The following is a 12,907-nucleotide window of genomic DNA, read 5'->3' on the forward strand; positions in this document are numbered from 1 at the left end:
CGTCACGGGCGATACTAAAAAATTCTGTCCTTACGCTAAGATTATTCATATCGATGTTGATCCTTCTTCAATTTCGAAAAACATTCGTGTTGATGTGCCGATTGTTGGTCAAGTAAAAAATGTTTTACAAGAAATGTTGGAGTTGTTGAAAAAACCCACCATTAAAATTGATCAAGCGAGTTTAAAATCGTGGTGGCAACAAATAGCGGAATGGCAAAAAGTGGATTGTTTGCACTACGACCGTAGCAGCGACATCATTAAGCCGCAATATGTTATTGAACAGTTGTATGCCGCCACTAAAGATCGCGACACTTATGTAACTTCAGATGTTGGTCAACATCAAATGTGGGCAGCGCAGTATTATAAATTTGATAAACCCAATCGTTGGATTAATTCCGGTGGCTTAGGCACCATGGGTTTTGGTTTGCCCGCCGCGATTGGCGCGCAATTAGCGTATCGAGATGCCACCGTTGCCTGTGTAACCGGTGAAGCCAGTATTCAAATGTGTATTCAAGAATTATCGACCGCCTTGCAATATCGTTTGCCGATTAAGATTGTGAACTTAAACAATCGTTATATGGGCATGGTGCGGCAATGGCAGGAATTTTTCTATGAAGGCCGTTACGCGATGTCTTATATGGATGCATTGCCAGATTTTGGAAAATTGGCTGAAGCCTATGGCCACGTGGGTATGCGCATTGAAAAACCAGGCGATGTAGCGGCTGCGTTTAAAGAAGCGTTGGCGATGAAAGATAAATTAGTATTTATGGATTTTATTACCGATCAAACTGAAAATGTTTATCCCATGATTATGAATGGTAAGGCGCATAACGAAATGCACTTATCGCCACAAACCGGGGATAGAGAGCTTGCTTGATCATACTCGCGATAGAATGCCCGCCGGGCGTTTTGACGATGAGTCGTCAGCAGCTGTCATGACTGAAGGAAAACCGATGAGACATATTATTTCACTGTTGCTCGAAAATGAAGCTGGTGCTTTATCGCGTGTAGCAAACTTATTTTCAGCGCGGGGTTACAATATTGAAGCGCTGAGTGTAGCACCCACTGATGATCCTACCATTTCACGTATGACGGTGGTTACTGTTGGCACTGATGAAGTGATTGAGCAAATCACTAAACAATTAAATAAATTGATTGATGTCATTAAGTTGGTTGATTTAACGGAATCAACGCACATTGAACGCGAAATGATGTTAGTGAAAGTGGCCGTTAAAGATGATGGCGACGAAGTAAAACGGTTGGCTGATATTTTTCGTGGTCATGTGATCGATGTATCGGAATCAACGTACACGATTGAATTAACTGGTGACGCAGAAAAGTTAGATGCGTTCGTAAAAAGTTTAGCTCATTTGGAAATTGTTGAAGTTGTGCGCTCTGGCCCCTTAGGCATCGCGCGCGGCGAACGCAGTTTGCATAGCTAGAATGTAAGCGATGTAAGTGTATTAAAAGTGTTATTCATTAAGTCTTAAAATTGTTATTGGCAGGAGATTAGAAACCCCATGAATGTGTACTACGACAAAGACGCTAATTTAGCTTTAATTAAAGGCATGACAGTAGCCATTATTGGTTATGGTTCACAAGGTCATGCGCATGCAAACAATCTGCAAGACTCAGGCGTCAAAGTTGTCGTCGGTTTGCGAGCTGGTTCTGCTTCTGCTGTTAAAGCAGAAAAAGCGGGTTTAACCGTCAAAGCCGTAGACGATGCGGTTAAGAGCGCAGATATAGTTATGATTCTTGCGCCTGACGAACATCAGGCAAAATTGTATCGTGATGTGATTGAACCCAATATTAAAAAAGGTGGCGTATTAGCTTTTGCCCACGGTTTTAATATTCACTTCGGTCAAATTGAACCACGTAAAGATTTAGATGTGATCATGGTTGCGCCAAAAGGCCCAGGTCATTTAGTGCGTTCAACTTATACGCAAGGTGGCGGTGTGCCAAGTTTGATTGCGATTCATCAAGATGCATCGGGTAAAGCGCGTGGCATTGCCATGGCGTATGCTTCTGCGAATGGTGGTGGACGCGCAGGTATTATTGAAACTAATTTCCGCGAAGAAACTGAAACCGATTTATTTGGTGAGCAAGCCGTATTATGCGGCGGCGCTTCTGCCTTAGTACAAACTGGTTTTGAAGTATTAGTGGAAGCAGGTTATGCGCCTGAAATGGCGTACTTTGAATGCTTGCATGAATTGAAATTGATTGTAGATTTGATGTATGAAGGTGGCATTGCCAACATGCGTTATTCAATTTCGAATACAGCAGAATACGGCGATCTAACCCGTGGACCGCGTATCATTACCGAAGAAACCAAAAATGAAATGCGCAAAATTTTGAAAGAAATACAAAATGGCGAGTTTGCGCGTGAATTTATTTTGGAAAATCAAGGTGGCGCAGCAACATTAAAAGCCAAGCGTCGCATTGGTCGCGAACATCAGATCGAAGAAGTTGGCGGGCGTTTGCGTAGCATGATGTCATGGATTCAAAAAGATAAGATTGTAGATCAAAGCATTAATTAAACATTTATTAGTGTATGAAATTGAACCCGCCGCTGGCGGGTTCGTTTTTTAGATGGTCGTGTTTGTAAGTAAACTTGTTAAATACTTTAAAAGTAGGTGCTGTATGAATATCTCAGACGAAGATGATAAACGCTCACACGGCATTTATTTGCTACCCAATTTATTTACCACCGCGGGTTTGTTTTCAGGTTTTTATGCGATTGTTGCTGCGACCCAAGGTCGTTTTGAAGCGGCAGCGATCGCAATATTTGCGGCCATGATATTAGATGGTATTGATGGTCGTGTTGCGCGTTTAACCAATACGACCAGTGATTTTGGTGCTGAATACGATAGCTTGGCTGATATGGTGTCTTTCGGTTTAGCGCCCGCATTAGTGATGTACGAATGGGCTTTATTCTCGATGCATGATTGGGGTTGGCAACATTGGTCAAAAGTAGGTTGGCTCGCTGCATTTATTTATGTTGCCGCCGCCGCTTTGCGTTTAGCACGTTTTAATACTCAAGTAGGCAAAGCTGATAAACGTTTTTTTCAAGGTCTCGCAAGTCCTGCTGCGGCAGCCATTATGGTGGGTTTGGTGTGGCTAGGTTATGACTTAGGTTATAAAGGCAGTGAATTAGCCGGATTAGCGTGCATTACTACTGTTGTCGTTGGCTTGTTGATGGTGAGTAATTTTTCTTATTATAGTTTTAAAGATTTAGGTTCTAAAAATCGCGTACCACTGACGGCGATGTTGGCTGTGGTTTTTGTGTATGTGTGTATTGCTTTTGATCCGCCTAAAGTATTATTTACGTTTTTTGTACTTTATATGTTGTCTGGTCCTGCATTAACTATTTGGCGTTGGGCGCGTCGCCATCAGCGCCACACTGATAAGCCTGATACGCCTGCATGAGTAATGTGCAACACCAGTATTTGGATGCGCTCGGCATTACTCGTTGGGTAATACGCGCGCCGGCAGTAAATCCAATTATTGAAACCTCAGCGCTGATTGAACCCGCTGTTGAAACTAAAGCCGGTGGTGCAGCACTCATGCATTCCGCTGCAGCGCGTGGATTAAATAAAACCTCAGCACCGCAAAAAAAACCGGCACTTGTATCACGCGATTTATCTGCATTCGATTGGACGGCGTTGCGCGAAAATATAGCGCAATGTGGTTTGTGTGATTTATCGAATAGTCGTAAGCAAACCGTGTTTGGTGTCGGTAATCAGCAAGCGGATTGGTTGGTAGTTGGAGAAGCTCCGGGCCCTGATGAAGATGCGCAAGGTGAGCCTTTTGTAAATCGCATCAATGGTCAGTTATTGGATGCGATGTTACTGGCAATTGGTTTGCCGCGCGCACAAGTTTATATGACCAATAGTTTAAAATGTAAGCCGCCGAATAATCGCGATGCAAAAGCAGATGAAGCTGCTTGTTGTAAGCCTTATTTGTTGCAACAAATAAATTTACTGCAACCTAAAATTATTTTAGCGATAGGGCGCATTCCGGCGCAGCAATTATTGCAAACCGACACACCGCTTGAGCGTTTACGCGGTCAAGTGCATACGCTGTCGGAATTTGGCATTCCTGTTATTGCTACCTATCATCCTGATCATCTATTACGCAAACCAATAGCTAAACGCAAAGCGTGGGATGATTTGAAGTTGGCTTTAAGCGTTTATAAGCAAGCTCAGTAAATTTAATTAAATTCAATTTAATAGGGTGCCGCAGCGGAGTTGCACATGGTTGCTGTCATACAATCATCACCGCTAGATATTCGAGCCATGACTGCGGACGATGTTACGCAGATCATGAGCATTGAAAATGCGTCGTATCCTTATCCTTGGACAACGAGCATTTTCACCGAATGTTTGCGAGTGGGTTATGTTTGTCGAGTGTTATGCGAACAACAACATATTTTGGGTTATGTGGTGTTGAGTGTTGCAGTACAAGAATGCCATATATTAAATGTGTGCGTCGCGGATCATGCCCGCGATCAAGGTAATGGTCGTTTATTAATACGTTATGTAATAGAACAAGCCACTCGGTTACAACTTAATACTATTTATTTAGAAGTTCGTCCGACCAATACCCATGCCATTGGCTTGTATCATTCTTTGGGATTTCAGCGGATTGGTGTGCGCAAAGACTATTATCCTGCAGATAATGGCCGCGAAGATGCGTGGGTGATGGCGCTTAATATGTCGCCGCAGTGGTAGTTTTGTTTGCAAGCGACGTGGTTTGGGTATAATGCCGCGCCTTGTTCGTTTTGAGTAGCTCAATGTTTAGCATGAAAGAAGAAATCCAACGTCGGCGTACCTTCGCTATTATTTCGCATCCTGACGCGGGTAAAACCACACTCACAGAAAAGCTGCTGTTATTCGGCGGCGCGATTCAATTGGCGGGTACCGTTAAAGGTCGTAAAGCTGCGCGGCATGCAACGTCTGATTGGATGGAGATGGAAAAGCAACGCGGTATTTCTATTACTTCCTCTGTTATGCAGTTTCCGTATAAAGATCGCATTATTAATTTGCTTGATACGCCCGGTCACGCCGATTTTTCTGAAGATACCTATCGTACTTTAACCGCGGTTGATTCCGCGTTAATGGTAATCGATGCCGCAAAAGGCGTAGAAGAACGCACGATTAAATTAATGGACGTGTGCCGCTTACGTGACACGCCTATTTTTACCTTCGTTAATAAATTGGATCGCGAAGGCCGTGATCCTATGGAATTGTTAGATGAGGTAGAAAGCATTTTAAAAATAAAATGCGCGCCGATTACCTGGCCGATTGGTATGGGCAAACAATTCAAAGGCGTTTTTCATTTATATCGGGATGCTATTCATTTATTCAGCGCCCAACATGGCGGAAAAATCGTCGCGGGTGATGTGATTCAAGGTTTAGATAATCCTAAACTAGATGAATTATTGGGCATGCAAGCCGCGGAATTACGCGAACAAATTGAATTAGTCAAAGGTGCGAGTCACGAATTTAATAAAGCTGATTATTTGGCGGGTCGTTTAACACCGGTGTTTTTTGGTTCGGCGATTAATAATTTCGGCATTACTGAATTATTAGATGATTTTGTTGAGAATGCACCGCCACCGTGTCCGAGGCTCGCGGAACAACGCGTAGTTGAACCCGCTGAAAATAAATTTACCGGCTTTGTATTTAAAATCCAAGCCAATATGGATCCGAATCACCATGACCGTATGGCATTTTTTCGAATTTGTTCTGGCGTGTTTGAAAAAGGCATGAAAGTTAAACAAGTGCGCACCGGCAAAGATTTAAAACTTAATGATGCATTGACATTTATGGCCGCCGATCGTGAACATGTCGATGCGGCTTATGCTGGCGATATTATCGGTTTGCATAATCATGGCACCATTCGGATTGGTGATACTTTTACCGTGGGTGAAACGTTACGCTTTACCGGCATTCCGAATTTTGCGCCGGAATTATTTCGCCGTGTTGTTTTACGCGATCCCTTAAAAGCGAAAGCCTTGCAAAAAGGCTTGAGTCAATTATGTGAAGAGGGCGCTACACAGTTATTTAAACCGATGCTGAATAACGATTACATATTGGGCGCTGTCGGTGTTTTGCAGTTCGACGTAGTGGCGCATCGATTAAAAAGTGAATACAGCGTTGAGTGTAGTTTTGAAGCCGTTAATGTGACAACCGCACGGTGGGTGCTGTGTAAAGATGCTAAAAAATTAGCCGACTTTAAAAACAAGCACAGCGCGAATTTAGCTTTGGACCATGGCAACGATTTAGTCTATATCGCGCCTACCCGTGTGAATTTACAAATGACACAAGAACGTTGGCCAGAGATTCAATTCCTAGCTACGCGTGAACATGGTGACAATGTTGATTAATATCGTCTGTGACTAAAAAACAATTAAAAAATGGGTAAAAAAAGAGCGGCTAGGCCGCTCTTTTTTGTTTACTGTTTTAGTTTAATAAAAAAACTATTTCTTTTCTTCAGCAGCAGCTGCGTCTTTTTTGTTTTCTTCTTTGCTTTCTTCTTTGGCTTCTTTTGGCGCTTCTAGTTTGCTGGTGACAATTTCAATTTTGGCGCCATCTTTTAGTTTAGCTAAATAATCTTCAATGCGCTTATTGATTAAAGCACGTTGTGCCATACCCACTAATTGTTCGGTATCAACTTGACGAATTTCATCTAGTTTGATGATGTGGTAACCGAATTGTGATTTCACTGGGGTTTCGGTAATTTTGCCGGGTTTGAGTTGTGCCATAGCTGCACCAAATTCTGGTACATACATAGAAGGTGTTGACCAACCTAAATCACCACCACGACGTGCACTACCGTCAATGGAATGTTGCGCTGCTAATTTACCGAAATCAGCTTTTTTCTTTAATTCGCCAATCAGTTTTTTTGCTAACGCTTCATCTTTTACTAAGATGTGACGTGCATGATATTGAGTAGCATCAGCACTTTGCGATTGGGCAATGGCTTGAATTTCTTCTTGAGTCGGTGGATTGTCTTTCAAAATTTGACGCACCATTTTGCTGACTAAGGTGTTGGTGGCCGCACGATTAATATCCATTGCGACTTCTGGATCTTTACCTAAGCCTGCAGCAATGGCTTTTTGACGCATCAATTCTTGTTGAATAACGGGTTCTAACATTTCAACGGTAACTTCTTTACCTTGATACACGCCGTTGCCTTCCAGCAAAGGTTTAACTTCTTGCTCGCGAATTTCTACGCCGTTGACAGTCACGATAACTTTGCCGCTGACCGGCATAGGGCGACCAACATTACTATCATCGTTTTTGTTGCAAGCAGATAAGGTAAAAGCGAGAGCGCATGCGCTGCTTAAGCCCAATAGCACAGTTCTAAATTGCATGGTATGTCCTTTTTGGTTGATTAATTTATACATTACTTTCGTGGATCGTTTTGGCTTGAATACTCAGAGCGTGAATCTCGCCCTGCATTAAATCGTTAAGTGCATGGTAGACCATGCGATGACGTTGAATGGGATTTTTGCCATCAAACGCATCGGACACTATATAAACATTAAAGTGCCCACCGTGTTTAGCGCCTTCATGTCCTGCGTGCGCGGCGCTGTCATCAACAATGTCGAGTTGTTGCGGTTGAAACGTTTGGCTTAAACGTTCACGTATCGAATTAACACGTTCACTCATTAGAACACTCGCTTAAAAGGTTTAATGTCTACATGACTATATACGCCAGTCATCATATAGGGATCTGTTTGTGCCCATTGCTCCGCTGCTTGTAATGAAGCAAATTCAGCAACTATTAAACTACCGGTAAAACCTGCCGTGCCTGAATCTATTGCATCAATAGCAGGATGCGGTCCGGCTATTAATAAACGTCCTGCATCTTGTAATGCTTGCAAACGTTCCAAATGCGCCGCGCGTGCACTTTGGCGCTTGCTTAAGCTGTCGCTTACATCATGCGCAATAATGGCGTACCACATCGTCATTCAATAATTTACTCAGCGTCTTTTTTTGATGACGTTGATGGATCGGATAAACGTTTTAAATCTGTTTCGCTCAAGTGGCGGCTCATATACCAAAACATGGCAATGCCCATCAGTAGCGTGATACCTAAAGAACCAAATAATTTTACGTTAACCCACAGCTGTTCTTTATCACGCGCATCGACACATAAAGACTGTGCATTCGCTGGAAAAGTTTCAGCGCAGGACCAATTAACTAATTCGCTGTCAGTGACGTTTGGATATTGTGTTCTTAAAGCACGTTCTGCGTTTAGATAAGACATGGCAAAAGGCACATTAAGACAGCCGATTAATAAAAAAGACGTAATCCAAAAACTATCTAGTTTTAACCACATGGCATTAGGTAGTTCGAGTTTATCGCCCATTAGTTTTTGCATCATTGATTGACGACGCCAGATTAATTGAATAAGTAATACGCCTGCGATGACCCAGCTGACAATAGTGGGTTTCCATAAAATAAAACTTTTATCATGGAGCGCAATCGTTAAGCCGCCTAATACGGTAATCATGATGGCGGAGACGGCGTGGGATTTTTCAACTTTATGATGTTTAAACCACGTGTAAGCAATTTGTATTAATGAGACGGCAATCGCCGTAAAGGTCGCAGCATAAATGCCATGCGACTTATAGACGATAAAAAATAGGGCAATGGGCAGAATATCGAACAAGAATTTCATGAGTTTTCTGGTGAGTTAGCTAAGTTTGTCGGTATGATGCGGCGCCCATCATAACGTATTTGTGATGAATGTGGGTCTATTCGGCGAGCTGTTGTGGATATGATCCGGATTTTTAGAGTGGTTAGTTTATGAGCCAGTATTTTGAAATTCATGCGACCCATCCGCAAACCCGTTTGATTAGGCGTGCGGTAGATATTATTGAGCAGGGAGGCGTGATCGCTTATCCCACCGATTCGGGTTATGCCTTGGGTTATCACTTGGGTGATAAAAATGCGTTGGAACGCGTCTGTCGCATTCGCGAAGTGGATAAAAACCATAATTTCACCTTAATGTGCCGCGATTTATCCGAAATTGCTACGTATGCGAAAGTTGAAAATAGCGATTACCGCTTATTAAAGGCCCATACCCCGGGGCCTTATACCTTTATATTGAACGCGACCCGTGAAGTCCCTAAACGTCTGCAGCATGCTAAGAAAAAAACCGTAGGGATTCGAGTGCCGGATCATGCCGTAGCCTTGGCCTTGTTGGAAACCTTGGGCCAGCCCTTGATGAGTAGCAGCCTGATTTTACCCGGGGAAGAGCTCCCCATGGCGGATCCCGAATTGATTCGGGAGCAATTGGCTACGCAATTGGATCTGATCATTGATGGCGGGCACTGTATAACCACGCCGACCACCGTCTTGGATTTAACAGGCGAGACGCCGGAAGTGATCCGCGTAGGGACGGGTGATGTGAGTTGGCTCAGCTAGGTTTGCATATTAATCGGATGAATTGAGCTGAGTATTAATTGGGAATTAAGTGGCCGATTAATCAAAAGAACTGCCGCAAGATTGAAAAGGCCGCATTGTCAATCTTCCACCCACCCCGCCCAAGCCCTACAATAGCCCCCCTTGCGGGCGTCCTTGGCGTCAACATATTCGAAATTAAAGAAGGATCACAGTGGCGAACCCTGGCAAGAATGAGCGGGTGTTGTCTGGCATGCGTCCTACCGGCGCACTGCATTTAGGGCACTATCACGGCGTATTAAAAAACTGGTTGCAGCTGCAACATAGCTACGAATGTTTATTCTTCGTGGCCGATTGGCATGCTTTAACGACGCATTACGACGAGCCCGGCATGTTGGCGCAACAAAGCGTGGACATGGTTATCGATTGGTTAGCGGTGGGGATCGTGCCGACCTCTGCGCATATCTTTGTGCAATCGCGCGTGCCTGAACACGCAGAATTACATTTGTTGTTGTCGATGGTGACACCGTTGTCTTGGTTAGAACGCGTACCCACTTATAAAGATCAACAAGAAAAATTGAAAGAACGTGATTTAGGTACTTATGGTTTTTTAGGTTACCCATTATTACAAAGTGCAGATATTTTAATTTATAAAGCGGGTTTAGTCCCGGTGGGCGAAGATCAAGTCGCACATGTGGAATTAACGCGCGAAATCGCACGGCGCTTTAATCATATTTACGGTAATGAGCCGGGCTTTGCAGTAAAAGCGGAAGCCGCAATTGATAAAATGGGTAAAAAAAATGCCAAACTTTATCGAGAATTACGCAAACGTTATACCGAGCAAGGCGATGGTGAAGCGTTAAGTGTGGCGCGTGCTTTATTAGAAGAGCAGCAAAATGTTTCAATCGGTGATCGCGAACGTTTGTTTGGTTATCTCGAAGGTTCTAGCAGAATTATTTTGCCGGAACCGCAGGTTTTATTAACCGCGCAATCGAAGATGATTGGTTTGGACGGACAAAAAATGTCTAAGTCCTATAACAACACCATCGGCTTGCGCGATGAACCCGACGTGATCGAGAAAAAATTACGCACCATGCCAACCGATCCTGCGCGGGTGCGACGTACCGATGCAGGTAATCCAGAACGTTGTCCCGTGTGGCAACTGCATCAAGTTTATTCGAATGATGATGTTAAGCAGTGGGTAGTGCAAGGTTGCACCACCGCGGGCATCGGTTGCATAGAATGCAAACAACCGATTATTGATACCGTGCAAGCAGAATTAGCGCCGATTCGAGAACAGGCGTTGGAATATGTAAAAGATGTTGGCGCAGTACAAACTATTTTAGCCAATGGTTGTGAGGCCGCACGTGATCTTGCGCGCGATACATTAGATGATGTGCGTAAAGCCATGGGATTAGTGAAGTGAGCGAAATTTTACCGAAAGATAATAGCAGCGCTATTCAACAAGAAGAAATGCCGTTTGCTTTAGTGCAAGGTGAGCCGCTAACGGTTATGCCAAAAGACTTATATATTCCGCCGGATGCTTTAGAAGTTATTTTGGATGCTTTCGAAGGCCCGTTGGATTTATTGTTATATTTAATTAAACGTCAAAATTTAGATATTTTGAATATTCCGATTGCAGAAATTACCCGTCAGTACATGCATTATATTGACATGATGGAGATTCTAAAGCTCGAATTAGCGGCGGAATATTTAGTTATGGCCGCAATGTTGGCGGAAATTAAATCGCGCATGTTATTGCCACGCTTAAACGATGTAGAAGATGAAGACGATCCGCGTGCAGAATTAATTCGCCGCTTGCAAGAATACGAGCGTTACAAACAAGCGGCCGAATCTATCGATGCATTGCCGCGCATGGAGCGCGAAATTTTTCAGGCACAAGCGGAGCCGCCAGAGTCTACGCATCAACAGCCGCAACCCGATGTCTCATTAAAAGAATTGTTATTGGCTTTCCGTGACGTTTTGCATCGCGCGGATATATTATCTAGCCACCAAATTAATCGTGAAGTCTTATCTGTACGGGAACGCATGACGCGGGTGTTGGAAGCGATGCAAGCGGATCGTTATGTAGAATTCCATAGCTTATTTACGTTGCAAGAAGGTCGCATGGGTGTAGTGGTTACTTTTTTAGCGATTTTAGAATTGATTAAAGAATCATTAATTGATTTTGTCCAAGCGGCGCCGTATGCGCCTATTTATTTAAAACCGATGGGCGCTGAAATTAGTTTGCCATCGGATGCACAGATTGTTGAGGAGTTGTAATTTATGGACTTAAAAAAAATCAAAAATATTTTAGAAGGTGCTTTGTTGGCTGCTGCTAAACCGCTAAGCATTAATCAGCTGGATGAATTATTTAATTTAGAAGATCAAGCCCGGCCTTCGCGTGATGATGTGCGCAAAGCCTTGGGTGAGCTGCAACAAGATTACGCTGAACGCGGTGTGCAATTAAAAGAAGTCGCCAGTGGTTATCGCATGCAAGTGCGTCAAGAATATGAGCCGTGGATTGGTCGTTTGTGGGAAGAAAAAGCGCCACGTTATTCACGTGCTTTATTAGAAACCTTGGTTATTATTGCGTATCGTCAACCCATTACGCGCGGCGAAATTGAAGAAATTCGCGGCGTAGCGGTCAGCACGAATATTGTCAAAACCTTGCAAGAGCGTGAATGGATTAAAGTAGTAGGGCATCGCGATGTGCCTGGTAAACCTGCGATGTTTGGTACCACCCGTGAATTTTTAGATTATTTTGATTTGCGCGCTTTGGATGAATTGCCCACGCTGATGGAAATTAAAGATTTAGACAAATTGTATCCGCAATTAGATTTTGAAGGTCAGCCCGCCGCTATTTTGAATGAAGTGGTGAGCAGCTTGACAGAGTCAGGTGAATTAGTTGCGCCGGCGGTTGATGACACGGTTGTTAATATAAACACGGTGCATTAATTCAGCACGCTGCCAGCACCCACGTAAGTTGTTTGCCAATAAGGCGCGTCGAGATTTTCAGTGGTAACTGCGCGGCCGCGACCCGGCGCATGCACAAATTCATTGTTGCCAATATAAATACCTACGTGTGAAACGGTTTTGCCGCCGAGTCGAAAAAATACCAGATCACCTAATTTTAACCGTGATCGACTAATGGCTTCGCTGCGGCGATATTGTTCATAAGATGTACGGGGTAATTGAATACCGTTTTGTGCAAAGCTGTAACGCACCAAACCACTGCAATCAAAACCTTGCTGTGGAGTTTGTCCACCGTAGTGATAAGGTTTTCCTTGTAAACTCAGGGCCGTGCGAACTACTTGCTGACGTTGTTGGTTTTGTTGACCTTGTTTGGGATTGGATGGCGTGGCTACACACGCGCTTAACAGCATGCTCAAACTACTGATAAAAAGTAGTTGGCGTAGACGTGGTAAGGTCGCTGCTTGATTGTGTATTAACATTAGTTTTTATCCGTTACTTTTATCTATCATAGGATG

16 protein-coding genes are annotated in these 12,907 nt (G+C 43.6%); 11 read left to right on the plus strand and 5 right to left on the minus strand.

Annotated elements, in window-relative coordinates; genetic code table 11:
- The 7 genes from H0W44_07170 to H0W44_07200 form a co-directional block, all read left to right on the plus strand.
- A partial coding sequence (locus H0W44_07170) for an acetolactate synthase 3 large subunit (GenBank protein MBA3582217.1) occupies window positions 1-877 on the plus strand: 877 nt, incomplete at its 5' end.
- A gap of 76 nt (window positions 878-953) precedes the next feature.
- Window positions 954-1,442, plus strand: a complete 489-nt coding sequence (gene ilvN / locus H0W44_07175) for an acetolactate synthase small subunit (GenBank protein ID MBA3582218.1) — start codon at window positions 954-956, stop codon at window positions 1,440-1,442.
- Between the two features lie 78 nt (window positions 1,443-1,520).
- Window positions 1,521-2,537, plus strand: coding sequence for a ketol-acid reductoisomerase (ilvC, locus tag H0W44_07180; GenBank protein MBA3582219.1), 1,017 nt, complete (start codon window positions 1,521-1,523; stop codon window positions 2,535-2,537).
- A gap of 103 nt (window positions 2,538-2,640) precedes the next feature.
- On the plus strand, window positions 2,641-3,426 hold the full coding sequence (gene pssA, locus H0W44_07185) for a CDP-diacylglycerol--serine O-phosphatidyltransferase (GenBank protein MBA3582220.1): 786 nt from the start codon (window positions 2,641-2,643) through the stop codon (window positions 3,424-3,426).
- Entirely contained in the window at window positions 3,423-4,208 is a 786-nt protein-coding gene (locus H0W44_07190; GenBank protein MBA3582221.1) for a uracil-DNA glycosylase, read from the plus strand. The genes pssA and H0W44_07190 overlap by 4 nt, the downstream gene beginning before the upstream one ends.
- 45 nt (window positions 4,209-4,253) lie before the next feature.
- Window positions 4,254-4,730, plus strand: coding sequence for a ribosomal protein S18-alanine N-acetyltransferase (gene rimI, locus H0W44_07195; GenBank protein ID MBA3582222.1), 477 nt, complete (start codon window positions 4,254-4,256; stop codon window positions 4,728-4,730).
- Window positions 4,731-4,801: 71 nt separating this feature from the next.
- Window positions 4,802-6,388 (plus strand): peptide chain release factor 3, encoded by a 1,587-nt coding sequence (locus H0W44_07200; protein ID MBA3582223.1) that lies wholly within the window; start codon window positions 4,802-4,804, stop codon window positions 6,386-6,388.
- 93 nt (window positions 6,389-6,481) lie between these two features.
- Here the strand turns inward: H0W44_07200 and H0W44_07205 are convergent, their stop codons facing one another.
- Genes H0W44_07205 through H0W44_07220 form a run of 4 tightly spaced genes read right to left on the minus strand, consistent with a single transcriptional unit; the run spans window position 6,482 to window position 8,691 of the window.
- Entirely contained in the window at window positions 6,482-7,378 is an 897-nt protein-coding gene (locus tag H0W44_07205) for a peptidylprolyl isomerase (protein MBA3582224.1), read from the minus strand.
- 25 nt (window positions 7,379-7,403) lie between these two features.
- Window positions 7,404-7,676 (minus strand): BolA family transcriptional regulator, encoded by a 273-nt coding sequence (locus tag H0W44_07210; protein MBA3582225.1) that lies wholly within the window; start codon window positions 7,674-7,676, stop codon window positions 7,404-7,406.
- Complete coding sequence (locus H0W44_07215; protein ID MBA3582226.1) at window positions 7,676-7,972, minus strand: YciI family protein; 297 nt, start codon at window positions 7,970-7,972, stop codon at window positions 7,676-7,678. Before H0W44_07215 ends, H0W44_07210 begins: the two co-directional genes overlap by 1 nt.
- Window positions 7,973-7,986: 14 nt before the next feature.
- Window positions 7,987-8,691 carry a septation protein IspZ gene (locus H0W44_07220; protein ID MBA3582227.1) on the minus strand — a complete coding sequence of 235 codons (705 nt, stop codon included), beginning with the start codon at window positions 8,689-8,691 and terminating at the stop codon, window positions 7,987-7,989.
- A gap of 128 nt (window positions 8,692-8,819) precedes the next feature.
- Between H0W44_07220 and H0W44_07225 the strand changes: the two genes are divergently transcribed.
- From H0W44_07225 to scpB, 4 genes are all read left to right on the plus strand, one after another.
- Window positions 8,820-9,440, plus strand: coding sequence for a threonylcarbamoyl-AMP synthase (locus tag H0W44_07225; protein MBA3582228.1), 621 nt, complete (start codon window positions 8,820-8,822; stop codon window positions 9,438-9,440).
- Window positions 9,441-9,657: 217 nt separating this feature from the next.
- Window positions 9,658-10,842 carry a tryptophan--tRNA ligase gene (locus H0W44_07230; protein ID MBA3582229.1) on the plus strand — a complete coding sequence of 395 codons (1,185 nt, stop codon included), beginning with the start codon at window positions 9,658-9,660 and terminating at the stop codon, window positions 10,840-10,842.
- Between the two features lie 47 nt (window positions 10,843-10,889).
- Window positions 10,890-11,699, plus strand: coding sequence for a segregation/condensation protein A (locus H0W44_07235; protein MBA3582230.1), 810 nt, complete (start codon window positions 10,890-10,892; stop codon window positions 11,697-11,699).
- Between the two features lie 3 nt (window positions 11,700-11,702).
- A complete protein-coding gene (gene scpB / locus H0W44_07240) occupies window positions 11,703-12,374 on the plus strand; it encodes an SMC-Scp complex subunit ScpB (protein ID MBA3582231.1) in 672 nt (223 codons plus the stop codon).
- Here scpB and H0W44_07245 read toward each other — a convergent pair.
- Entirely contained in the window at window positions 12,371-12,871 is a 501-nt protein-coding gene (locus H0W44_07245) for a C40 family peptidase (GenBank protein ID MBA3582232.1), read from the minus strand. The genes scpB and H0W44_07245 overlap by 4 nt on opposite strands.
- Window positions 12,872-12,907: the final 36 nt, after the last annotated feature.

Source organism: Gammaproteobacteria bacterium, from assembly GCA_013817245.1.
Lineage (GTDB): Bacteria > Pseudomonadota > Gammaproteobacteria > HTCC5015 > HTCC5015 > JACDDA01.